The organism is Robertkochia flava (assembly GCF_020166515.1).
Taxonomy (GTDB): Bacteria; Bacteroidota; Bacteroidia; order Flavobacteriales; family Flavobacteriaceae; genus Robertkochia; species Robertkochia flava.
Window position 1 is genome coordinate 828,473 of the sequence record NZ_JAINZT010000002.1, and the last position, 24,669, is coordinate 853,141.

Consider the following 24,669-nt stretch of genomic DNA (forward strand, 5'->3'; position numbering starts at 1 on the left):
AAATAACGCGTTGGGTTTTACCCGCACGATACAAAGCATATGAGTGATATAAGAGAAGCGTTGCAGAAGAGGATCCTGGTACTTGACGGTGCCATGGGGACCATGTTGCAGGAATACCGGTTTACAGAATCTGATTTCAGGGGAGCGCGGTTTGCGGATATTCCCCAATCGCAAAAAGGCAACAACGACCTGTTGTCGCTTACCCAGCCTGAGGCCATAGCCGCGGTGCATTCCAAATACCTCGAGGCGGGGGCCGATATTATCGAGACCAATACCTTTTCTTCGACCACCATTGCCATGGCCGATTATGAGCTGGAAGATTACGTCTACGAACTGAATTTTGAAAGTGCCCGGATTGCAAGGGAGGTAGCAGATGCATTTACCGCAAGACTACCTGAAAAACCCAGGTTTGTTGCCGGATCCATAGGGCCGACAAATAAAACGGCGAGCATGTCTCCGGATGTAAATGATCCCGGATTTCGTGCGGTAAGTTTTGATGAGCTCCGTATGGCATACAAGCAACAGGCGGAAGCCCTGGCTAAAGGAGGGGTGGATGTCTTTCTTGTGGAAACCGTTTTTGATACCCTGAATGCCAAGGCCGCCCTGTACGCAATAGAAGAAGTGAAAGAGGAACTGGGCGTTGATATCCCGGTGATGGTGAGTGGAACCATAACTGATGCATCCGGACGTACACTCTCCGGTCAGACCGCAGAGGCCTTCCTGATCTCCATATCACATATCAACCTGCTTAGCGTTGGTTTTAATTGTGCCCTGGGGGCAGATCAGCTTTTGCCCTATGTAAAACGACTTTCTCAGAAGTCCGATTTCTTTATATCTGCTCATCCCAATGCGGGATTGCCGAATCATTTTGGCGAGTACGACCAGGATCCTGCCGAAATGCAGTCCCTGATTCGGAGATACCTTGAAGAAAATGTGGTGAATATCATCGGGGGGTGCTGTGGCACCACTCCTGAACATATAAAGGCTATAGCCGATATCGTCGCAGAATATGAACCCAGAAAGAATGCAGCTGTACTATGACAACCAATAATTGTGAAAGACACCTTAAGCTTTCAGGGCTGGAACCCCTGGTGGTGACCCCGGAGACGAATTTTGTCAATATCGGCGAACGTACCAATGTAACAGGTTCCAGGAAGTTTCTTCGCCTGATCAGGGAAGAAAAGTTCGAGGAAGCCCTGGAAGTGGCTCGGGCCCAGGTGGAGGGTGGGGCCCAGATCATCGATGTGAATATGGATGAGGGAATGATCGATGGGGTGGAGGCCATGACCACCTTTTTAAAACTTATTGCCTCAGAACCTGATATTGCAAGGGTACCCGAGATGATCGACAGTTCCAAATGGGAGATCATCGAAGCAGGACTGCAGGTGGTGCAGGGGAAAAGCGTGGTGAATTCCATCTCCCTGAAAGAAGGCGAGGAGGCCTTTAAACTCTATGCAAGAAAGATCAAAAGGTATGGTGCCGCAGTGATCGTGATGGCCTTTGATGAAAATGGCCAGGCCGATACCTATGAGCGCAGGATCGAAATTTGTGAGCGCTCTTACAGGATTCTGGTGGATGAGGTGCACTTCCCTCCGGAGGATATCATATTCGATCCTAATATTTTCCCGGTAGCTACCGGAATGGAAGAACACAGGAGAAATGCCCTTGACTTTTTCCTGGCCACCAAATGGATCCGTAATAACCTTCCCTGTGCCCATGTAAGCGGTGGGGTGAGTAATGTTTCCTTTTCTTTTCGCGGGAACGATACCGTGAGAGAGGCGATGCATTCGGCCTTTCTTTATCACGGGATTAAGCACGGAATGACCATGGGGATCGTGAATCCACAGCTGCTTGAGGTATATGATGAGATCCCGAAAGACCTTCTCGAACACGTTGAGGACGTGTTGCTCGACAGGAGAGATGATGCCACTGAAAGGCTGCTTGATTTTGCAGAAAAGGTTAAAGGCAATGGTAAGGTCATGGCGAGATCCAACCAGGAGTGGCGTAACGACGACCTGCAGGAAAGGATTACCCATAGCCTGGTAAAGGGTATAGATGAGTTCATAGAAACCGATGTAGAGGAAGCCAGAAACCAGGTAGATCGCCCGATCGAGGTGATTGAACAGCACCTGATGAACGGTATGAATGTTGTTGGCGACCTTTTTGGAAGCGGAAAAATGTTTTTGCCCCAGGTGGTGAAATCGGCCAGGGTAATGAAAAAGGCCGTTGCTTACCTGCTTCCTTTTATAGAGGCTCAAAAGGAAGATAATGCCCGGTCTGCCGGGAAAGTACTTTTAGCTACGGTTAAGGGAGACGTTCACGACATCGGGAAGAATATCGTAAGTGTGGTGCTGGCCTGTAATAATTATGAAATCGTGGATCTCGGGGTGATGGTGCCACCGGAGAAAATCATAGCCAGGGCTGTGGAAGAGCAGGCCGATATCATTGGATTGAGCGGGTTGATAACCCCGTCTCTTGATGAAATGGTTTACCTGGCAAAAGAGCTTGAAAAGAAAGCTGTGCATACGCCTTTACTTATCGGGGGGGCAACCACCTCCAGAGCCCATACCGCAGTGAAGATCGCCCCGGAATATTCCGGGGCGGTGGTACATGTAAATGATGCTTCCCGGGCCGTTACCGTAGCAGGAAACCTTCTTCATAAGGGTAAAAAAGCCTCGTATATGGAAGGTGTGAAGTCGGAATACGAGAAACTTCGGGAAGGGTATCTGAGCCGGTCAAAGTCAAAATCGTACCTGACAATAGAGGAGGCAAGAAAGAATAAATTGCAGCTGGACTGGAAAGGGTATCAGCCTGTAGCGCCCGGGTTTACCGGGGTAAAGGAGGTTACCGTGACTGTGGAGGAACTGGAACCCTATATAGACTGGACGCCATTCTTCAAAACCTGGGACCTTCACGGGAAATATCCCGGAATTCTTAAGGATGAGGTGGTAGGTGATCAGGCAAAAGAGCTTTTAAAGGATGCTTCCGAAATGATGGAGCAGATCAAAAAGGAGCAGTGGTTTGACCTGAGGGGTGTTTTTGGTATTTTCCCGGCTAATACGGTTAATGATGATGATATCCAGTTGTACGACGAAAACGGACAGCCCGGATTGCAGTTTCTCACCCTGCGGCAGCAACTCAAGAAATCCGGAAAAGTGCCTAACCTGGCGCTTGCCGATTTCATAATGCCTGAAACTACAGGAACCCGAGACTACGTAGGTGCGTTTTGTGTGACTTCCGGGTTTGGGGTGGATGAAAAGGCCAAAGCCTTTGAAGCAGCGCATGACGATTATAACAGCATCATGGTAAAAGCGCTGGCCGACCGGTTGGCAGAAGCTTTTGCTGAGTATCTCCACGAACAGGTGAGAAAACACCATTGGGGCTATTCCCGTGACGAGGCTCTGGATAATCAGCAGCTCATCAGGGAGGCCTATCAGGGCATTCGTCCCGCACCCGGTTATCCCGCTTGTCCCGATCACTTAGAGAAGGCCACCCTGTGGAAACTTCTCGAAGTGGAAGAGCGCATCGGGGTCACCCTTACCGAAAGTCTGGCTATGTGGCCTGCAGCCTCCGTTTCAGGTTATTATTTCGCCAATCCCGGGAGCAAGTATTTCGGGCTGGGTAAGATTCTCGATGACCAGGTGAAGGATTACGCGAAGAGAAGAAATATCTCAACTGAACAGGCAGAGAAGTGGCTGAACCCCAATATCGCAGCCCGTTAAATACAATATAGACAGCATACACCAACATCTTTATGAAAGTTACCGAACATATAGCAGAGGCAAAGGGTAAAACGCTTTTTTCCTTCGAGATTATTCCCCCGAAAAAGGGAAGCAGTATAGAAGAATTATACAGGAATATAGACCCTTTGATGGAGTTCGATCCGCCATTTATTGATGTTACCACTTCCCGGGAGGAGTATGTTTACATAAATAAGGGTGGGCTGCTGGAGCGCAAGATCACCAGGATGAGACCCGGAACCGTAGGGATCTGTGCGGCTATAAAGCACAAATATGATGTGGATACTATTCCGCATGTACTTTGCGGGGGCTTTACCCGGGAAGAAACCGAATACCTCCTGGTGGATTGTCATTACCTGGGAATAGAAAATGTAATGGCGCTCAGGGGCGATGCCATGAAACATCAGCGCTATTTTGAGAAGACCAGCGGAGGGCATGAATTTGCTTCCGACCTGGTAAAACAAATCCGCGAATTGGGACAGGGAAAATACCTTCATGACACGGTTGAAGCGGGTAACCTGGCAGATTTCTGTATCGGGGTAGCCGGTTATCCGGAAAAGCACCTGGAAGCTCCGTCTCTTGATTTTGACCTGAAAAAACTCAAACACAAGGTGGATATGGGTGCAGATTATGTGGTTACCCAGATGTTTTTTAGAAATGAAGCTTATTTTGAGTTTGTGGAAAAAGCAAGGGCCATGGGAATTACGGTGCCCATTATCCCGGGAATTAAACCCATAGCTGTAAAAAAGCATTTGCAACTCCTGCCACAGGTATTTAAGATCGACCTTCCGGAAGATCTGATCGCTGAGGTAGAAAAATGCAAGGACAATAAAGATGTGCGCCAGGTAGGCGTGGAGTGGTGTATCCAGCAGTCCCGGGAACTCAAAGAGGCCGGAGTGCCTGTATTGCATTATTATTCCATGGGAAAATCGGATAATATTAAGGCCATAGCCAGGGCGCTCTTTTAAATAATAAGTTTATTTTTGGTCTGTATGACGCTAGATCAACGGACCTTTAGTCTGCTTTTTATGTTGTGTGTTGCCCTGGCCTTCGGTCAGGGAGAACGTCGCAATTCTTATGTTGATCTGAGTTACTTTCACGGTCACATTCTGGAACACAACCCGGATATTCTTCATTTGATCACCGGGCATCCAAACGGTTTCATTCTTAGCTGGAATAAAAAAACCGATGGTTCCAAAGAATGGCACCAGCTGTATAATTATCCGGATTACGGGGTAAGCCTGACCTATCAGGACCTCAAAAATGAGGCCCTGGGGGAGAACTTTGGGTTGTATGCGCATTATAACTTCTACTTTCTCAACAGAAAGCTTATGTTCAGGATCGGCCAGGGGCTGGGGCTTACGACCAACCCTTATGATAAGCTGGAGAACTTCAGGAATAATGCTTACGGGACCCGTCTGCTGAGCAGTACTTATATGATGCTCAATTACAGTCAGAAGCGTATTATTGACCGTTTGGGAGTGAATCTTGGAATTTCCCTGATCCACTATTCCAACGCCAATGTGAGAGCTCCCAATACGAGTACCAATTCCCTGGTTCTGAATTTTGGGGCCAATTACGATCTTGATGAAGATCCGCTGGTAGTTAAGGTGCAGCAACTGGATAAGCGCTTCAGCGAACCCGTTCGGTATAATTTTGTTTTTCGTGCCGGGGTAAATGAAAGTGATATCGTGGGTAGCGGTCAGTTCCCGTTCTACATCGGTTCCTTTTATGCCGATAAACGAATTAACAGGAAAAGTGCACTTCAGCTGGGTGCCGATGTTTTCTTTTCCGATTTCCTCATCGAGTACAACCGGTACCGTGCAGCCGCGTATCCGGAAGAGAACCGAACCGGATTGGAAGATTACCGTCGGGTAGGCGTATTTGCGGGACATGAATTGTTTCTTGGAAAGGTTAGCATGCTTAGCCAGTTGGGGTACTATGTTTATGCTCCGGTTTCTTATGATACCGAGGTGTACCTGCGGCTGGGGATCAAGTATTATCTAAACGATCACTTTTTTGCCGTCGCCACCTTAAAATCACACTGGGCAAAGGCTGAAGCTGTCGAATTCGGAGTGGGTTACAGATTGTAAAACGAATGAAAAAGGTATTGACATACATTGTAATGTTATTGATAGGAATTCCGATCTCCGGATGTGATTCCGGAGGCGATTGTTTCCGGGGTGCGGGAGACAGGATCATGGAAGAAATCACGGTGGATTCCTTTAATGAATTATTTGTAAATGAAGATATTGAAGTGGTGGTGACCCAGGGTGCTCAGTATAAAGTGGTGGTGGAAACAGGAGAGCGTCTGTTCGATGATTTTAAGGCTGAGGTGACCGAAGGAGTGCTTACCCTCACAATGGAAAATACGTGTGAGATCCTTCGGGCCTATAATGAAACAAAGGTTTGGATAACCGCTCCGGATATTACCCGTATTGTAAGTTCAACCCAGTATGCCATCAGATCGGAGGGAATACTTGATTTTAACAACCTGAGCCTGTTGTCAGATGGGTTTACCCTGGAAGGTTCGGTGACGAACGGGGAATTCATACTTGAGGTCGAGGTGGACCGGCTGAGTATTCTGGCCAATGAACTCGCGAATTTCGAGATTTCAGGAAGGGCAAACAGTCTGCACATGAATCTTGCCGATGGGAGCGTCAGGGCGTATATGCCGGAACTCTATGTGGGGTATGCCAATATCTATCACCGGAGCTCGAACGATGTAACCCTTTTTCCTGTCGACTCTGTTCGGGGAGAACTTTGGGGTACCGGAAACTTGGTTTTGGTGAATGTTCCCCCGGTAATAGAGGTAAAAGAAAATTACAAGGGGAAGCTTATTCTGGATTAATCACCGGTGAGTTCCCGGAAAAGGTTTTCCAGGTTCTTGTTCTTTTGGTTGAGTTGCAGGGTTTTTAACCCGTTATCGTGGGCAAAGTCAAAAACAGCAGGGCGCATATCCTTCTTGGTGGTAAAACGAATCTGGTATACAAAGCCAATCAGGTTTTTTACTTCGGCAACATGCGGAATGTTTTGCAGCAGTACTTCTTCGACGCGATAATCAAATTCGACCTCGATGATCTGTTCCTGGTCTTCTTTCAGGGCTTTCAGTTCCTTGTCGGCAACAATGCTGCCTTTTTTGATCATGATCACCCGGTCGCACATGGCTTCTACTTCCTGCATGATATGGGTGGATAGTAAAACCGTTTTCTCCTTTCCTAATTTTTTTATCAAAGCCCTTATCTCCAGTAATTGATTCGGGTCGAGTCCGGTGGTAGGCTCGTCGAGTATGAGTACTTTGGGGTCGTGTATCAGCGCAGTGGCGAGGCCCACCCGCTGTTTGTAGCCTTTAGAAAGGGCCCCGATCTTCTTATGGGCCTCCGGGGTAAGCCCGGTCATAGCGATCACCTCATCGATCCTCTTCCTGGAAACCCTGTATAGATTGGCATTGAATTCCAGGTATTCCCGCACGTACATGTCGGGGTAGAGCGGATTGTTTTCAGCCAGGTATCCTATGCTGCGTTGTACAGCCCTTTTTTCCTTTGCCACATCAAATCCGTTGACCCAGGCCTGTCCGTTATCGGCTTGCAGATAGGTGGTAAGGATCTTCATAAGGGTTGATTTTCCTGCTCCGTTAGGTCCCAGGAAACCTACTACCTCTCCGGATCTCAGGCTAAAGGAAACATCCTTCAGGGCCTGCTGCTTTCCGTAATATTTATCTAGATGTTCTGCTTTTATAGACATGAAGTATCGAGTTGTTTTGCGCGGTGAAAATTCAGGATATATAATATTTTCGCCCTTGGGCAGCGAAAAATATAAAAAAGCCCAGTCAAAATAAATTAATGTGCAAAAAATAATGATCAGGGTTTGCAGTTTCATATTAATTTTTACCTTAGCAGGGTATAAGTGATACACATATGAACGCAACTCGCTATATCTGGAACTTCTTTTATTTCTTCTTTTATTTTACAAAGGAAGCAAAGGGGTCTGTATAGCTTATTGAAAACAATAATATAAGATGTAAAGTCCCGGAAATCCGGGACTTTTTTTTTAGTATGAATACAAAAATCGCCATTCAGGGTATCAAAGGATCTTTTCACCATCAGGTAGCACTGGAATATTTCGGGGATGCTGAGGTGGAAGAATGTCTCTCTTTTGACGAGGTTATTGACGCTGTGCTCGGGAAAAGGGCAGACGTGGCTGTCATGGCTATAGAAAATTCCATTGCCGGATCCATCATTCCCAATTATGCCCTGATCGATGCTAATGGGTTCCATATTATCGGAGAACATTACTTGAACATCCATCACAACCTGATGGCGCTCGGAGGCCAGCGAATCAGTGATATTCGCGAGGTGTATTCGCATCCGATGGCCCTTCTTCAGTGTAAGCAGTTTTTCAGGCAGTATCCGCATATCAAACTGGTGGAAGATGCCGATACGGCAGAGGTGGCCCGGCGTATTCATGAAAAGAAATTAAAGGGAGTTGGCGCTATAGCCGGAAGGGTAGCTGCAACGCTTTATGATTTGGAAATCCTTGCTGAGGAGATCCAGACCATCAAGAATAATGAGACCCGTTTCGTTATTGTTCAACCTACCAATTCGGTGATCCCTGAAGATCGGATCAACAAGGCTTCCATGAAGTTTGAACTCGATCATAAAAGAGGCAGTCTGGCTACGGTACTGAACGTGATGAGCGACTGTAAACTGAACATGACAAAAATTCAATCCCTGCCAAAAATCGAAACGCCCTGGAAATACGCCTTCTTTGTCGATGTGACCTTTGAGTCGTACCAGCATTTCGAAAAGGCCAAAGCCATTCTGAAGATCATGGCTGAGGAATTCAGGATTCACGGGGAGTATATAAATGCAAAACGATGATTAAACAAGCCCGCAGATTAAACTCGGTGGAAGAATATTATTTTTCCAGGAAACTTGCAGAAGTAAGGTCGTTGATGGCCCAGGGAAAACCTGTGATCAATATTGGAATAGGTAGTCCTGACCTGGCTCCTTCAGATGAGGTGTTGCAAGCGCTTACCTCTGCTGTGTATGACGATAATGCCCACCAGTATCAGAGCTACCAGGGACTTCCGGAGCTGAGAAAGGCAGCTTCCGGGTTTTACAAGCGGTTTTTCCAGGTAGATCTCGATCCGGACAAGGAAATATTACCCCTCATGGGATCCAAGGAAGGGATCATGCACGTTTCCATGGCATTTCTGGATCCGGGAGACGAAGTACTGATCCCCAATCCCGGCTACCCGACGTATACCTCAGTAACCAGACTGGTGGAAGCAGTTCCCGTTTACTATGACCTGAAGGAAGAAAATAACTGGTTGCCGGATCTGGAAGCATTGGAAAAGAAAGACCTGAGTAAGGTTAAGCTGATGTGGCTAAGCTATCCGCACATGCCTACCGGGGCAAAGGCTGCAAAGGCCGATTTTAAACGCCTTGTGGATTTTGCACGAAAGCATGAGATCCTGCTGGTTAATGATAATCCGTACAGTTTTGTGCTTAACCAGGAGCCGATGAGTATCCTCGAGGTAGCAGGAGCAGAAGAGATTGCCCTGGAGTTGAATTCCCTGAGCAAGAGCTTTAATATGGCCGGTTGGCGGGTAGGTTTTCTGATGGGGAATGCCGGTTTTCTAAGTGCGGTTTTAAAGGTGAAGAGCAATATGGACAGCGGAATGTTCTACGGAATTCAGAAAGGAGCTGTGAAAGCCCTGGAACTTTCTTCCCAGTGGTATGCCGATCTTAACAGGATCTACAAGAATCGGAGGGAACTGGTGTTTGAGATCGCCGACAGCCTCGGGTGCACCTACAACCGGGATACCGTTGGAATGTTCGTTTGGGCCAGGATCCCTGAAGGAAGTCAGAATTCAGAGGCCTTTGCAGACGAAATTCTTTACGGGAAAAATATATTTATTACCCCCGGAACCGTTTTTGGTTCTAATGGAGAAGGGTATGTGAGATTTTCGTTGTGCGTCTCCGAGCACGCGCTTCAGGAAGCCCTGAGGCGATGCACCAAAAAAAATATGGCCATATGAAGGTAGTTGTAATGGGCTTGGGATTGATCGGGGGCTCTATCGCCCTTGATCTGAAACAAACTGGGAAGTTTTCGATCTACGGCCTGGATGCCAGTGAAGCACATCTTAAGAAGGCTCTCGACCTCGGTCTTATTGACCAGGCCGCTGATGAGCAGGTGCTCAAAAATGCAGACGTCGTAATCCTGGCCATACCGGTAAATGCTGCCCTGACTGTGCTACCCGGTATACTCGATCAGGTATCCGATACCACCCTGGTGATGGATGTGGGATCCACCAAAACGCTGGTTTGTCAACAGCTGGAAACCCATGACAAACGCAGGAATTTCCTTGCTACCCACCCCATTGCAGGAACAGAATTTTCCGGGCCGTCGGCTGCGATGAAAGGATTGTTCAGGGGGAAGACCAATATCGTATGTGAGGTGGAAAAAACGGCCTTTAAATTACAGGAGCGGGCCATGGTTATTTTTGAAGAATTGGGAATGAGAATCCGGTATATGGATCCCAAGGCCCACGATAAGCATATCGCCTATGTTTCCCACCTCTCACATATAAGTTCTTTTATGCTGGGGAAAACAGTGATACAGGAGGAAAAAAATGAACGGGATATCTTCGATATGGCGGGCAGTGGATTTGAAAGCACGGTTCGTCTTGCAAAGAGTTCCCCCGATATGTGGACGCCCATATTCAAACACAACCGGGAAAATGTTCTTGCAACCCTGGAGGGGTATATTGAGAATCTCCGGCAGTTTAAAACGTTTCTGGAACAGGAAAACTATGAGGCGATTTACCACGAAATGGAAAAAACAAACCGAATAAAAGACATACTAAAAGGAATAACCATAAACACTTAATAGTACATTAAGCATGAAAAATACACCAGAACTTAGAACCTGGCTTGACGATCTTAAACTGGAGCACCCCGTCGTGATCGCAGGCCCCTGTAGCGCAGAAACCGAAGATCAGGTATTGAGCATTGCACATCAGTTAAAGGATACGGATGTGAGCTATCTCAGGGCAGGAATATGGAAGCCCAGAACCCGGCCGGGTAATTTTGAAGGCGTTGGAGCGATAGGGTTAAAATGGCTAAAAAAGGCCAAGGAAGAAACCGGGTTAAAGATCGCGACCGAGGTAGCCAACAGAACCCATGTTGAAATGGCCCTGGAGCACGATGTGGATATGCTGTGGATCGGAGCCCGTTCTACCGTAAGTCCGTTTATTGTACAGGAGATCGCGGATGCCCTCGAGGGAACTGATAAGTTCGTTTTAATTAAGAATCCCGTCAATCCCGATCTTTCGCTCTGGCTTGGCGGTATCGAGAGACTGTATAAGAGCAATATTAAAAACCTGGGGGTGATTCATCGCGGATTCTCCTCCTATGAAAAAACAAAATACAGGAATATCCCCGAATGGCAGATCGCTATTGAACTGCAAAACAGGTTCCCCGATCTTCCTCTGATCTGTGATCCTTCCCATATTACCGGGAAGCGGGATATGATCTTCGACGTTTCTCAAACGGCACTTGATCTGAATTATGACGGACTTATGATCGAGACGCATATGGATCCTGATAATGCATGGAGTGATGCCGCACAGCAGGTAACTCCCGAATCCCTGGTGCAGATCATGAAAGATCTCAAGATCAGAAAGGAGACCGACCCGGAAGGAGAGTATACCACCAAGCTCGGGAACCTCAGGGCACAGATCGATGTGATCGATAATACCCTTATCGACTTAATGGGGAAACGGATGAAGGTGGCCGATGAGATCGGACAACTTAAAAAAGACAGAAACGTGGCTGTTCTGCAAACCAAAAGGTGGAACGAGATCCTCGGCAAGATGATCCTTGAAGGAGAGCATCACGGACTCAGCGAAGAATTCGTACTGCGCATCTTTAAGGCGATTCACCAGGAGTCCATTAACCACCAGGAGAAGATCCTGAAGAAATAACAAGAATTAAAAAAAGCGGCTCAGGCCGCTTTTTTTATGCTTTTTTAAAGCGGATTCTGCTATTAAAATACCCGATGCAGCCTCCATATCAGTAATTACTTTTCATTTCGTTATTTAAGGAAGGGAGATTTTAAAGAGGGCAATGAGCTTGCTGTATACTGAAAAAACCACAGGATCATAGGTTATGAATCTCCTTAATCGGACGGTAGCGAAGTGGTAATTGATGCGAAGCCTGGTCTTCTCGAAGTTTATCCCCTGATCTCTTCCTTTGCCTGCAGGTTTCACCCTTTATTGGTTGAAGTCCGGGAGCGGGAATATTCCTCCTGCCTTCTATCTCTGTTGGCAGAACCAGGCCTTGTCTTTATGGTTCAGCCGGTGACCTGAACAGTGTGCAGATAATTCGCAGGTATCTCTAACTTTGTGATTCATCGCCCCAGGCAGTGATCCATGGGGAAGATACAAGAATGCGCTTTTTTATATTTTTAAGGGATTAATGGGTTACTAGATTAAATGTAAGTAATTTTACCAGCGAATGTTTAGTAAGAAGTAAAGGTAATTCTCGGAATATGACAGGAACCGTTTATAAATCTACCGGAAGCTGGTACAGTGTAAAGACCGCTGAAGGCGATTTTTATGACTGTCGCATCAAGGGGAAGTTTCGGATGAAGGGGATCAAGAGTACCAATCCGCTCGCCGTGGGAGACCGGGTTTCCTTTGATCTGGAAACCGTAGGCGATGAAACCTATGGTATCATTACCGAGATCCTGGATCGCAGGAACTACGTGGTCAGAAAATCGGTCAATCTTTCCAAGCGTACACATATCATTGCCGCGAATGTGGACCTGGCCTTTCTTATAGTTACCTTAAACAACCCGAAGACCTACACTGATTTTATAGACAGGTTTTTGGTCACTGCAGAAGCTTATGGTATTACCCCTGTACTTTTGTTCAATAAAATGGATACCTATATAATCGATGAGGTAGCAGAAGTGAAATACCTGAGTTCGATCTATGAAAAAATCGGGTACCGGTGTATGGAGATCTCTGCTAAGGAAGGTCTTGGGGTGGAAGCGCTGAAAACGCTGATGGAAGAACAAACAAGTATGTTTTCCGGTCATTCAGGAGTTGGAAAATCGACCCTGATTAATGCACTGCAGCCGGGACTTGACCTGCGTACCGCAGAAATTTCAGAACAGCATAAACAAGGACAGCACACCACGACCTTTGCCGAAATGTTTGACCTGGATTTTAACGCCCGGATCATTGATACCCCCGGAATCAGGGGATTTGGAATAGTAGATATGGAAAAGGATGAGGTGGGCGATTATTTTCCGGAGTTCTTTGCGCTTAAAGGCGGGTGTAAATTTAATAATTGTCTTCACATTGATGAGCCTAAATGTGCAGTTAAGGATGCCCTTGAAGAAGGAGAAGTAGCCTGGAGTCGTTACAAGAGTTATCTCCAGATCCTGGAAGGGGATGAAGAATCCTATCGCACCGATATCTACGCTGAAGATTAAAAAAGACACCAGATCAAATCATGAGAGTACTGATTCAACGTGTTAAAAAGGCCGGTGTGATTGCCAATGGAGAACCCACCGTGAACATCGGGCATGGACTGTTGGTATTGCTCGGTGTGGAGGACGCTGATACTAAAGAGGACATAATCTGGCTATGTCGAAAGATCAGCGGACTCAGGATATTTAACGATACCAATGGGGTAATGAACCTTTCTGTAAAAGATGTGGAAGGGGAGGTTATTGTGGTAAGTCAGTTTACCCTGCATGCTTCTACCAAAAAAGGGAACAGGCCTTCCTACATCAGAGCAGCCGGACCTGAAAAGGCTATTCCGCTCTACGAGGAGTTCGTGAAACAACTGCAGTACGATTTGGGAAAGGCGGCAGGTACCGGGGTCTTCGGGGCGCATATGGAGGTTTCCCTGGTTAACGACGGCCCGGTAACGATTATGATAGATAGTAAGAATCGGGAATAATTTTTAAAGAATAATCCTACCTTTATATAGAAAATTTTTTATTTTGCAGGCCCATCATCATCTGCAACAATGGTTAGATTCTATTTGTCTTTTATTCTGAGTTTGGTTGTATTATCTGCTGCAACCGCTCAGGATTACCGTACTTCCCTTATTCCTGATAGTTTAAAATACAATGCAAATGCCGTAGTGCGCAATTACAAGGCTTCTTATGAGGTTGAGGCCCGGGATAAGCTCAAGGCCGGGATCAGGTGGGCAATTACCGTCTTCGATAAAGATGGGCTGGGCTACTTAAATGCTTTCGCCTACTACAATGATGCCATCCGTATTAAGAGTATGGAAGCCATTGTCTATGACAGGAACGGCGAGGAGATCGATAAGTTTCGCAAAAAGGATTTTAAGGATGTGAGTGCAGTCAGCGGTGGCACCATGTACTCAGACAGCCGTGTGCTGTATCTGGATTATACTCCGGTAACCTATCCTTTTACCATGGAATTTTCTTTTGAGAGTACCACCTCTAATACCAGTTATCTGCCTCGTTTTTATTTCCTTTCGGGTTATGGGATCAGCACGGAGTTTGCCTCCTATGAACTTCACTACACCCCGGAAATGGAAGCGCCAAGGGTACTGGAGAGCAATGTGCAGGGGTTGGACATAAAAAAGGAAGTGCAACCCGGGCGACTTTATTATGAGGCCAGGGGGTTAACCTCTGTTAAGCGGGAAGATTATGCTCCTCAGTTTAGCGAGGTGGTTCCAAATATAGAGGTAGCCATGAATCAGTTTCACCTGGAGGGCAGGGAAGGTTACGCCGCCAATTGGGAACAGCTTGGCAGTTGGATGTACAAGGAAATTCTTGCGGGCAGACAGGAATTAAGCGGTCAATCCATTGAAGAGGTCAGGGCGCTTACCGAGGGCATTGATGATATTTATGAAAAAAGCAAGATCGTTTATAACTACGTCCAGGAGCAAACCAGGTATATCAGTGTGCAGGTAGGCATTGGAGGTATCCAGCCTATAGCAGCCATAGAGGTCGACGATGTAAAATACGGAGACTGTAAGGGACTTACCAACTATACCATTGCACTTTTAAATGCTGTAGGCGTGGAGGCTTATTATGTTCATGTGGAGTCGGGTAATGCCATGCAGAGCTTTTCAGAGGATTTTGCGAGTCTTGCTGCCGGAGACCATGTTATTCTCGCCATCCCCTATAAGGAGGGATATATCTGGAGTGACTGTACTTCTAAAATTCATCCTTTTGGATTTATAGGCGATTTTACCGATAACAGAAATGTATTGGTAATTACTCCGGCGGGAGGAAGGCTGGAGCGAACCGTGGCCTATCTCGATAGTGATAACCGACTGGACACAAAAGCTGAGTGTTACCTGTATGACAACGGCGCTCTGGAAGCTTCCCTTGAGCTCACCGCCGAGGGTATCGAGTATGATCATTATTTCCCCAAGTGGGAAATGATAAGAGATGAAAGTGATATGAAAGAGTGGTATGCCAACTTCTGGCCCTATCTCAACGGGTTCCGACTGGACAGCTACTCGCATCAAAATGACAGGGATGCCGTCGTGCTGACTGAAAACCTTGAGGTTGAGGTAGGCAGTTATATGTCAAAGGCCGGTGAGCAGTTGTTACTGAGTTTAAATGTCTTTAACAGGAAGGTGGAACTGCCGGATCGTTACAGAAACCGGAAGCTGCCTTTCCAGGTTAACAGAGGTAAACTGCATACGGATGAATATACCTTTCATCTCCCTGAGGGGTATCGCCCCGAAAGCATACCTGACAGCGTTAGTCTGAAGACCGAATTCGGGGATTATGCCATTTCCTGCAAGGCCAATGAAGATGGCACCCTTACTTATAAAAGGTCTTTTTTACTAAAAAATGGGTCCTATCCGAAAGAAAAATACGGGGAATTCCGGAACTTTCTTAAAAAGGTCCGTTCCTCAGATCAGGCAAAGATCCTGCTGGTTCCCAATGGAGAACTAGCTCAAAATTAAATTTCCCGAGAATTAATCATATCCACCATAAACTTTACCTAACCATGAAACTACTATCTACCTGCACCATCCTGCTTGCGGTTTTAGCCGTGGCAACAGGGAATGCCCAGAACTTCAAGTTCAGAAAGGTTTCTGAAGCTGAACTTCTGGAAAAGGAACACCCTATTGAAAAGGAGGCAGAAGCAGCCTACCTCTACGATTACAGAAACTCCTACTACACGGTAACCGGGGGGGAAATATCCCTGACTACCGAGATCCAGAAACGGGTCAAGATCTACTCTGATGAAGGATTCCCCTATGCTGAATTTTCCATATATCTGTACGATGGGAACAACGGAGCTGAGGTGCTTTCAGGACTGCGGGCCTATACCTACAACCTGGAAGACGGGAGTGTAGAGGAAAATAAGCTGGATAAGGATGATATTTTTGAAGAGGAGATCAATGAGTACAGGCGTAAAATTACCTTTACCATGCCTAAGGTAAAGGAAGGTTCTGTGCTTGAGATCAAGTATAAGGTACACTCCTCTTATTTCTTCAATATTGATCCATTCAGGTTTCAGTATGGTATTCCGGTGAATAAACTGGAAGCCAGCTTCAGTGCTCCCGATTACTTTACCTTTAATACCCGGAATAAGGGGTACTATTTTATCAATGCGGAAACCTCCCGGAAAAATAACCCTTCCACCGAAACCACCGATGTTCTTTATACCTTTAACCGGAATAATATCCCTTCCTTAAAGGAGGAGGCCTATGTGGATAATATTGATAACTACAGGTCGGGAGTAAATTTTGAGCTTTCCAATATCAATATCCCCGGATCGTATTACAAGAGTTTCACCCAGACCTGGGAGGACGTGACCAAAAATATCTACGACAGCGGTCTGGAGACCGAACTGCGCAAGGATGGGTATTTCAAGGATGAACTCGATCCGCTGCTGCAGAAAGCGCCCGGAGCCTTAGAAAGGATCGGAGTGGTCTTTGAATTCGTTAAATCTAAAGTGAACTGGAATGATCGGTACGGGTATCTATGCAGTAATGGAGTGCGCAAGGCTTACAAGGAGGGAACAGGTAATGTAGCCGATATCAATATCATGCTTACCGGGATGTTGCGATATGCCGGTTTGAAGGCCAACCCGGTTCTGGTAAGTACCAAATCGCACGGGATACCGATCTTCCCGACCTCAGACGGATTTAATTATGTCGTGGTTGCTGTGGAAATGGAGAACAAGGTGGTCTTGCTTGATGCGACCTCCAAACTGTCGGTTCCGAACATACTTCCATATCGGGTGCTGAACTGGAACGGAAGACTGATCCGGGAAGATGGAAGTTCGGTTTCTATCGACCTGAGTCCTTCACAAAAAGCACAAAGTGTAGTGAGTCTAAGTGTGGAGCTTCATGAGGATGGCAGCGCCGATGGCAAAATAAGAAGACATTATACCAACCACAGGGCTTATGGTTTCAGAAATGAATACGTTAATGTGGCCGAAGAAGAATACCTGGAAGATCTGGAGAATGAACTTTCAGGTATAGAGATCGGAAATTACGCAGTGGAAAATCTGAAGAATCCTTATAAGCCCGTCGTAGAAAATTATGATTTCCATAAAGACGTGGCTGTAGAGCAGATCTCCGGAAAGATCTTTTTGTCGCCCATGATGTTCTTTTCCACATCAGAGAATCCCTTTACTTCAGAAACCAGAACCTATCCTATCGATTTTGTCTTTCCTAAATCCTTTACATATAACATCAGCTATATCATTCCTGAAGGGTATCAGGTGGAATCTCTTCCGGAAAGTGCTAAATTTGTGCTTCCGGATAACCTCGGAAGCTTCATGTATCATATCGTAAACCAGGGTAATATGCTGCAGCTAAGGGTGATCTCCGAGATCAATATGGACCTTGTGCCGTCAGAATACTACGATTATATTAGAGGGTTCTACGGAGAGGTTATTAAAAAAGAATCAGAAAAGGTAGTACTATCAAAAGTGTGATTATATGGATATTAAGGATGCCCAGCTGGCGGTTGATGAATGGATCAAAGAACACGGGGTTCGTTACTTTAATGAACTTACCAATATGGCCCAGCTTACCGAGGAAGTAGGAGAAGTAGCCCGGATCATCGCCAGGCGATACGGGGAGCAAAGTGAAAAGGAGAGCGATAAGGATAAGGACCTTGGGGAAGAATTGGCCGATGTGGTTTTTGTAGTACTTTGTCTGGCCAACCAAACGGGCATCGATCTTCAGGAGGCTTTTGACCGTAAGATGGATAAGAAAACCAGGCGGGATCATCAAAGGCATCACAACAATGAAAAACTTAAATAAATTGCATTGAGATTCCCGCTTCGGCGGGAATCTTTTTTATTTTTATCCACCTGTACCAAAAAGCAATAAAAATTGAAGTTAAGGCTAACATTCCCCAAAGAATCGATCCATGGAACGATCCGAGTAACAGGTTCCAAAAGTGAAAGCAACAGACTGCTGCTTTTACAGGCATTATACAAGAACCTGGAGTTGAATAATTTGTCCAATTCTGATGATAGCCGGGTCATGCGTGAGGGGCTTCGGTCTGCCGGTGGTACCGTTGATATCCATCATGCGGGAACCGCGATGCGATTCTTAACCGCCTACTTTGCTGCTAAGGAAGGTGCAGAGGTGTTACTTACAGGGTCTCAGCGAATGACCGAGCGACCCATATCGATCCTGGTCGATGCCCTAAAGTCTTTGGGAGCCGATATTACCTATGCCGGGCAACCGGGTTATCCTCCATTACGTATCAGGGGAAAGCGCCTTGGAAAGTCTGTGGTATCCATGGCAGCCAATGTGAGTAGCCAGTATATTTCGGCCCTGCTTCTCATCGCTCCGGGTTTACCACAAGGCCTGGAACTCCATCTTGAGGGGAAAATCACCTCCGTACCCTACATACGGATGACCCTTGCTCTTTTGGAAGAGATCGGTGCCGAAACCAGTTTTAAAGATGGGGTCATCAGGGTTGCACCGCTACCGGCCTGTGCTGAAAAAGTTCTGACTGTGGAATCAGACTGGAGTTCAGCGTCCTATTTTTACAGTATCGCTGCCATCTGCCGGGAAGCTTCCCTCGGTATAGAAAGTTACAAATCCGACAGTTTACAGGGCGATAGCGTGCTTCAGGAGATCTATAAGGAATTTGGGGTGAAATCTGCCTTTTCTGATCACCAGCTGATGCTCGAAAAGGAGGATGCAATGCAGGTCCCGGAACGCATTACCCTTGACCTTGCAGATGCACCTGATATTGCACAAACCATCGCGGTGAGCTGTTTTGCTAAAGGAATGGGGTGTCATCTTACCGGGTTGCATACCCTTAAGATCAAGGAAACGGACCGTCTTGAAGCCTTAAAACAAGAACTCAGTAAACTGGGGGCTAACATCAGCGTTACCGATAACGAACTTATCCTGGAGCCCGGCGGGACCATTGTCCCTGAGGTTGCTGTAGATACGTATAACGATCATCGTATGGCCATGGCTTTTGCTCCCCTGGCTATTAAGGTTCCTGTAATTATAAATGATGCGGGAGTGGTTTCCAAATCCTATCCTGATTTCTGGAACGATCTGAAAGCCCTCGGATTCCGGATCGAGGAGGTCTGACAGAGCAGATGTTCCGGCCCGGGAATCTTAGGGGAAGCGAAAAGGGAAGAAGTTTAATTTCTCTAATGTCTTGTGCGGGAAATAATTATTGATTTCCTTGACAACCCCTGTTCTGATATCGTATATTTGTGCCCGCCCGCGCGATAGCTGTAAGAAAAACAGTATAACGTATAATTTTCCTGATACAGTCCTTGTACCCCTGTGTCGCCGGGGCTCTTGTTATAAGCATGGGAAGGACAGGTGCTGTAAATAAAAAATGTCTATGAAGTTATCACATTTTAATTTTGATCTCCCCAAAGAACTGCTGGCCGAATACCCCTCTGAAAACCGGGATGAAGCCCGGCTGATGGTCATTCATCGCAAGGATGGAAAGATCGAGCACAAGATGTTTAAAGACCTTATCGATTATTTTGACGAAGGCGATGTTATGGTGTTGAATAATACCAAAGTATTTCCGGCGCGATTGTTTGGTAATAAAGAAAAAACCGGGGCCCGTATTGAGGTGTTTCTGCTTCGTGAGCTCAATGTAGAGCAACGACTTTGGGATGTTCTGGTGGATCCTGCCAGAAAGATCCGTATCGGAAACAAACTGTACTTCGGAGAGGATGAAAGCCTGGTTGCAGAGGTGATCGATAATACCACCTCCAGAGGAAGAACCCTGAGATTTCTCTACGACGGATCCTATGAGGAGTTCAGAAAGAAACTTAATGAACTCGGAGAGACTCCCCTGCCTAAATATATTAAGCGGGAGGTAGAGCCCGAAGACGAAGAGCGCTACCAGACCATATATGCCAAAGAAGAGGGGGCGGTTGCCGCTCCAACTGCCGGACTGCATTTCTCCAAGCATTTGCTAAAAAGACTGGAGATCAAAGGGATCGATTTTGCGGAATTAACGCTGCACGTAGGTCTCGGAACCTTTAACCCTGTAGAGGTGGAGGATCTTTCCAAGCACAAAATGGATAGTGAAGAACTCTTTATTGCGGATAAAGCCGCTGATGTAGTGAACAAGGCCAAGAAGAACAAACGAAAAGTCTGTGCGATCGGAACTACGGTTATGCGCGGACTGGAAAGCTCGGTTTCTTCAGAACATACCCTGAATCCTTATGAGGGATGGACCAATAAGTTTATCTTTCCTCCATATGAGTTCAGTATTGCCGATTGTATGGTGACTAATTTCCATACGCCAAAATCAACCTTGTTGATGATGGTTTCGGCCTTTGCCGGCCATGACCTCATCATGAAGGCCTATAAGGAAGCGGTGAAGGAAAAATATAAATTCTACTCTTACGGAGATGCCATGCTTATCCTGTAAGATAAAGTAATAGATTCTGTAGAAAAGCCCCGGTAAGATGCCGGGGCTTTTTTTATCCGGATGACACCCCGGAATCAGGGAATTACCCCGGTTTTAAATACGCATTTAAATCACCTATCTTTGCAGCATTATGCAGACTACTAAAAAAGATATCAGGGCATTGACCCGCGAACAGTTAAGGGATTTTTTCATCTCCAGGGGAGATAAGGCTTTCCGCGGCAATCAGGTGTATGAATGGTTGTGGATCAAGTCTGCCCATTCTTTTGAAGAAATGACGAATCTGTCGCTGGAAACACGGGAAATGCTGGAAGCTAATTTTGTGATCAACCATATCCGTGTAGACCAGATGCAGCGCAGTAGTGATGGCACCATAAAGAATGCGGTGCGCCTGCATGACGGGCTGGTAGTAGAATCTGTACTGATACCCACGCCCACCCGAACCACCGCTTGTGTTTCCAGTCAGGTGGGGTGTAGCCTCGATTGTAAGTTCTGTGCAACTGCCAGGCTTAAGCGCATGCGCAACCTGAATCCGGATGAGATCTATGACCAGGTGGTTGCAATTGATAATGAAAGCAGGCTATACTTTGACCGCCCCCTTAGCAATATCGTTTTCATGGGGATGGGAGAGCCACTGATGAATTATAACAATGTCTTGAAGGCCATTGAAAAGATCACCTCCAAGGAAGGTCTTGGCATGTCGCCCCGACGTATTACAGTTTCTACTTCCGGAGTGCCCAAAATGATCCGGAAACTGGCAGATGACCAGGTCAAGTTTAAGCTGGCAGTGTCCCTGCACTCTGCAATTGACGAGGTGAGAACCGCTATCATGCCTTTTAACGAACACTTTCCCCTTCAGGAACTACGCGATGCCCTCCAGCATTGGTACGATAAGACAAAAAGCAGGATCACCTATGAATATGTGGTCTGGAAAGGGATTAATGACAGGCCTGAAGATGTGAAAGCACTGGTTCAGTTTTGTCGTTTTGCTCCTTCCAAGGTGAATCTCATCGAATATAACCCCATAGGAGATGAACATTTCAAACAGGCAGATTTCAGTGCCATTGAAATGTACAAAAAGACGCTCGAAAGCAATGGCATTACGGTAACGGTAAGACGCAGCCGCGGAAAAGATATCGACGCTGCCTGCGGCCAGCTGGCCAACAAGCAGGCTTAGCCTTGTTTATCCAGGAATTCCCCCAATCGTATTATTTGCCTTATTCGGAGTTGTTTCCGGGTGCTTGTACTGTTTTCCCTTCTTATTTTCCTGATTTTTCTTAAGTCTTTAGCATCACTTATGGAACAATTAAATACGTAGGAGGTTCTGTCTTTCCCGGACTGTCCGGGTGTGCTATCCTGTATTTTATCAATCCTGTTTTTGATGCCAGGCTTTAAGGGGGGGGACTCGGCTTTTACGATCTTCAGTTTCTAACGATTTTAAAAGCCAGGCCTGCCCAGGGGTTCTTCTCTCGTAAGGTCTTTGTTCTGTGGAGTGCGAAGAGTGGGGTATGGAAGGGAGATTCGCTGCAGGAGTTGGGATAACAGGGATGAAAGCTATTTTATAAGATGCATATAATCTGTATGAATTAATTATTCAATAATTGCGCATTAGCTTATATTTGAAGTCTGAATGAAGGTAGTAGAGCAAATAAAGCAGCCCATCCATGAAGAAATGGAACTCTTTGAAAAGAAGTTCTATGATTCAATGTCTTCGAGGGTAGCTCTGCTGAACCGAATCTCGCATTACATCGTTAACCGTAAGGGGAAGCAAATGCGCCCAATGTTCGTCTTTCTGGTAGCCAAGATGGTCTCCGGAGGGCGGGTTAATGAACGTACCTATCGCGGGGCATCTGTTATAGAACTGATACACACGGCTACCCTTGTCCATGATGATGTGGTGGACGACAGTAATCGCCGAAGAGGCTTTTTCTCGATCAATGCGCTCTGGAAAAACAAGATCGCTGTCCTGGTTGGAGACTACCTGTTGTCCAAGGGCTTGTTACTTTCCATAGATTACGGAGATTTTGATCTGTTAAAGATTATATCCGTTGCGGTACGGGAGATGAGTGAAGGTGAGCTCCTGCAGATCGAGAAAGCGAGAAGACTGGATATAACCGAAGAGGTGTACTATGAGATCATCAGGCAGAAAACGGCGACGCTGATTGCTGCGTGCTGTTCTTTGGGAGCGTGTTCTGTGGCCGAAGACCAGGTTGAGGTGGAGAAGATGCGGAAGTTTGGAGAGCTGATAGGAATGGCTTTTCAGATCAAAGATGATCTCTTTGATTATACGGATGGACCGATAGGGAAGCCCACAGGGATCGATATTAAGGAGCAAAAGATGACCCTGCCCCTGATCTATGCCCTGAACCAGGCGGCACCCGATAAAAGGCGATGGATCATTAATTCCGTTAAGAACCACAATAAGAACAAACGCAGGGTTAATGAACTGATCTCCTACGTAAAAACTTCAGGCGGTCTTGATTATGCAGAACAAAAAATGATAGGCTTTCAAAAAGAGGCACTCGATATTTTGCATACTTATCCTACATCTCCTTTTCGGGAAGCGCTGGAGCTGATGGTCAATTATGTGATCGAGCGCAAAAAGTAAAGGTTAAATTGCCTGAACAGCTGTAACAATTTCACTTCTTTTCCTTCTATTAATAAAGGAGCATGAAAAAAAATCATGTTCCCGGGCAACCATTTTCCTTTCATTCCCGTCTATATAAATAGAAGACCAAATGAAACCGCTTTTGAAAGTCATCAACCTGCATCACGATCCGGCGCAACTTATACGTAAGGCGACAGGAGGTAACCGAGAGGCTCAGAATGAGATCTACAGGCGTTATGCTCCTAAGATGCTCAGTGTTTGCCGAAGTTACGTAAGCGATCTTCAGTATGCTGAAGATGTCATGGTGACGGGATTTTTCAAAGTCTTTAAAAGCCTTTCCTCTTACCGTAACGAGGGTAGTTTTGAAGGGTGGATCCGAAGGATCATGGTAAGACAGTGTATAGATCATTTGCGAAAAAGCAGGCCGGAGCAATTTGTGGATCTTACCACATGCGAACCACTTCCACGGATGCAGGAACTGGAGGTTCCGGGGTATTTCGAAACAGAGCTCTTACAGATGCTGATCGATCAAATGCCGGAAGGGTATCGTACGGTTTTCCTGATGTATGCAGTAGAGGGTTATTCCCACCAGGAGATCGCAGAAGCCCTTGGTATTTCTGTAAGTACATCAAAGACACAGTTATTTAAGGCCCGGAAACAATTACAAGGTAAACTGGCCGAATTAAAACCAGAAATATATGAGGTCGGAAGAATTTGATAATCGCGTAAAAAACCTATTGGAGCAACGGGAAATTACTCCGTCGCCATCGGCCTGGGAAAAGCTCGAAGGTAAGCTGGACAAGCCTGCTCAGCCTCCGTTGATTTCAGGGAGGTACCTGCGGTTTATTGCCGCGGCAACGGTAGCGGGATTTTTACTGCTTTCCGGTGCCATGCTGTTCCGTTCCACCCCTGTGCATAAGGTGGTGGTTGTTGAGAAAGCTCCGGCTGAGGAAACCCCGCAACCACATAAAAAATCCCTTCCGTTGGAAACCCCGCAGCGTAATCCTGTTGATCAGGGGGTTCGTATTGCCGATAACGCGGCGCCCGGATCTACCCTGGTTACAACCGAGGAGAACCCCGGGAGTCATACTCAAAACAGGATAGATGGAGTTACTGTAGTAAACACTCTGAAGTCTGATCAGAGGTTGCGGTGGATACCACCTGTAAGGAAGGCTGATCATGCCGGTGGGGTGACCGAGAAGGAGGTTGATGCACTTTTGGCTCAAGCCCGGGCTGATCTCAGGCAGGAAGACGCCCCCATGTCTGTTACCGTTAGTGCAGCTGCTCTGCTGGAGGATGTGGAAGAAGAGCTGGATCAGAATTTTAAGGACAGGGCGCTGGAAGCCTTAAAGAAAGGTCTTGTAAGATTACGCTCGGCTGTTGCCGATGGAAACTAATAGTTCATTCATTAAT

The 24,669-nt window shown here is 46.4% G+C and carries 21 protein-coding genes; 20 read left to right on the plus strand and 1 reads right to left on the minus strand.

Features of this window, described 5'->3' with window-relative positions; all coding sequences use genetic code 11:
- The first annotated feature begins 39 nt into the window (after window positions 1–39).
- The 5 genes from K7R11_RS04080 to K7R11_RS04100 are packed head-to-tail and all read left to right on the plus strand — an operon-like array spanning window position 40 to window position 6,591.
- Complete coding sequence (locus K7R11_RS04080; protein ID WP_224488855.1) at window positions 40–1,041, plus strand: homocysteine S-methyltransferase family protein; 1,002 nt, start codon at window positions 40–42, stop codon at window positions 1,039–1,041.
- Window positions 1,038–3,722: a methionine synthase gene (gene metH / locus K7R11_RS04085; RefSeq protein ID WP_224488857.1), complete on the plus strand. Its 2,685-nt coding sequence runs from the start codon at window positions 1,038–1,040 to the stop codon at window positions 3,720–3,722. Before K7R11_RS04080 ends, metH begins: the two co-directional genes overlap by 4 nt.
- Window positions 3,723–3,754: 32 nt before the next feature.
- Window positions 3,755–4,708, plus strand: coding sequence for a methylenetetrahydrofolate reductase [NAD(P)H] (gene metF, locus K7R11_RS04090; protein WP_224488859.1), 954 nt, complete (start codon window positions 3,755–3,757; stop codon window positions 4,706–4,708).
- Window positions 4,709–4,732: 24 nt separating this feature from the next.
- Window positions 4,733–5,833, plus strand: coding sequence for an acyloxyacyl hydrolase (locus K7R11_RS04095; RefSeq protein ID WP_224488861.1), 1,101 nt, complete (start codon window positions 4,733–4,735; stop codon window positions 5,831–5,833).
- 5 nt (window positions 5,834–5,838) lie between these two features.
- Entirely contained in the window at window positions 5,839–6,591 is a 753-nt protein-coding gene (locus K7R11_RS04100; protein WP_224488863.1) for a head GIN domain-containing protein, read from the plus strand.
- Here the strand turns inward: K7R11_RS04100 and gldA are convergent.
- Window positions 6,588–7,484 (minus strand): gliding motility-associated ABC transporter ATP-binding subunit GldA, encoded by an 897-nt coding sequence (gene gldA / locus K7R11_RS04105; protein WP_224488865.1) that lies wholly within the window; start codon window positions 7,482–7,484, stop codon window positions 6,588–6,590. The two genes, K7R11_RS04100 and gldA, sit on opposite strands and share 4 nt — an antisense overlap.
- Window positions 7,485–7,795: 311 nt before the next feature.
- Between gldA and K7R11_RS04110 the strand changes: the two genes are divergently transcribed.
- The 15 genes from K7R11_RS04110 to K7R11_RS04180 all read left to right on the plus strand — a co-directional run bounded on the left by K7R11_RS04110 (window position 7,796) and on the right by K7R11_RS04180 (window position 24,653).
- A complete protein-coding gene (locus tag K7R11_RS04110) occupies window positions 7,796–8,620 on the plus strand; it encodes a prephenate dehydratase (RefSeq protein ID WP_224488867.1) in 825 nt (274 codons plus the stop codon).
- Complete coding sequence (locus tag K7R11_RS04115; RefSeq protein WP_224488869.1) at window positions 8,617–9,783, plus strand: pyridoxal phosphate-dependent aminotransferase; 1,167 nt, start codon at window positions 8,617–8,619, stop codon at window positions 9,781–9,783. Before K7R11_RS04110 ends, K7R11_RS04115 begins: the two co-directional genes overlap by 4 nt.
- Window positions 9,780–10,634 carry a prephenate dehydrogenase gene (locus tag K7R11_RS04120; RefSeq protein ID WP_224488871.1) on the plus strand — a complete coding sequence of 285 codons (855 nt, stop codon included), beginning with the start codon at window positions 9,780–9,782 and terminating at the stop codon, window positions 10,632–10,634. The genes K7R11_RS04115 and K7R11_RS04120 overlap by 4 nt, the downstream gene beginning before the upstream one ends.
- A gap of 13 nt (window positions 10,635–10,647) precedes the next feature.
- Window positions 10,648–11,730, plus strand: a complete 1,083-nt coding sequence (locus K7R11_RS04125) for a bifunctional 3-deoxy-7-phosphoheptulonate synthase/chorismate mutase type II (RefSeq protein ID WP_224488873.1) — start codon at window positions 10,648–10,650, stop codon at window positions 11,728–11,730.
- 566 nt (window positions 11,731–12,296) lie between these two features.
- Window positions 12,297–13,247 carry a ribosome small subunit-dependent GTPase A gene (gene rsgA, locus K7R11_RS04130; RefSeq protein ID WP_224488876.1) on the plus strand — a complete coding sequence of 317 codons (951 nt, stop codon included), beginning with the start codon at window positions 12,297–12,299 and terminating at the stop codon, window positions 13,245–13,247.
- A gap of 20 nt (window positions 13,248–13,267) precedes the next feature.
- Window positions 13,268–13,720: a D-aminoacyl-tRNA deacylase gene (gene dtd / locus K7R11_RS04135; protein ID WP_224488878.1), complete on the plus strand. Its 453-nt coding sequence runs from the start codon at window positions 13,268–13,270 to the stop codon at window positions 13,718–13,720.
- Window positions 13,721–13,789: 69 nt separating this feature from the next.
- Complete coding sequence (locus K7R11_RS04140) at window positions 13,790–15,721, plus strand: DUF3857 domain-containing protein (protein ID WP_224488880.1); 1,932 nt, start codon at window positions 13,790–13,792, stop codon at window positions 15,719–15,721.
- 44 nt (window positions 15,722–15,765) lie between these two features.
- Window positions 15,766–17,709, plus strand: coding sequence for a DUF3857 domain-containing protein (locus K7R11_RS04145; protein WP_224488882.1), 1,944 nt, complete (start codon window positions 15,766–15,768; stop codon window positions 17,707–17,709).
- 4 nt (window positions 17,710–17,713) lie between these two features.
- Window positions 17,714–18,040: a nucleotide pyrophosphohydrolase gene (locus K7R11_RS04150; RefSeq protein WP_224488884.1), complete on the plus strand. Its 327-nt coding sequence runs from the start codon at window positions 17,714–17,716 to the stop codon at window positions 18,038–18,040.
- A gap of 72 nt (window positions 18,041–18,112) precedes the next feature.
- Entirely contained in the window at window positions 18,113–19,339 is a 1,227-nt protein-coding gene (locus tag K7R11_RS04155) for a 3-phosphoshikimate 1-carboxyvinyltransferase (protein ID WP_224488886.1), read from the plus strand.
- Between the two features lie 262 nt (window positions 19,340–19,601).
- A complete protein-coding gene (gene queA, locus K7R11_RS04160; RefSeq protein ID WP_224488888.1) occupies window positions 19,602–20,651 on the plus strand; it encodes a tRNA preQ1(34) S-adenosylmethionine ribosyltransferase-isomerase QueA in 1,050 nt (349 codons plus the stop codon).
- Between the two features lie 130 nt (window positions 20,652–20,781).
- The gene (gene rlmN / locus K7R11_RS04165) at window positions 20,782–21,825 is read left to right on the plus strand and encodes a 23S rRNA (adenine(2503)-C(2))-methyltransferase RlmN (protein WP_224488890.1); all 1,044 of its coding nucleotides are present in this window, start codon (window positions 20,782–20,784) and stop codon (window positions 21,823–21,825) included.
- 453 nt (window positions 21,826–22,278) lie between these two features.
- Window positions 22,279–23,256 carry a polyprenyl synthetase family protein gene (locus K7R11_RS04170; protein WP_224488891.1) on the plus strand — a complete coding sequence of 326 codons (978 nt, stop codon included), beginning with the start codon at window positions 22,279–22,281 and terminating at the stop codon, window positions 23,254–23,256.
- A 130-nt stretch (window positions 23,257–23,386) separates the two neighbouring features.
- The gene (locus tag K7R11_RS04175) at window positions 23,387–23,974 is read left to right on the plus strand and encodes an RNA polymerase sigma factor (protein WP_224488892.1); all 588 of its coding nucleotides are present in this window, start codon (window positions 23,387–23,389) and stop codon (window positions 23,972–23,974) included.
- A complete protein-coding gene (locus K7R11_RS04180; protein WP_224488893.1) occupies window positions 23,955–24,653 on the plus strand; it encodes a hypothetical protein in 699 nt (232 codons plus the stop codon). The genes K7R11_RS04175 and K7R11_RS04180 overlap by 20 nt, the downstream gene beginning before the upstream one ends.
- Window positions 24,654–24,669 lie beyond the last annotated feature (16 nt).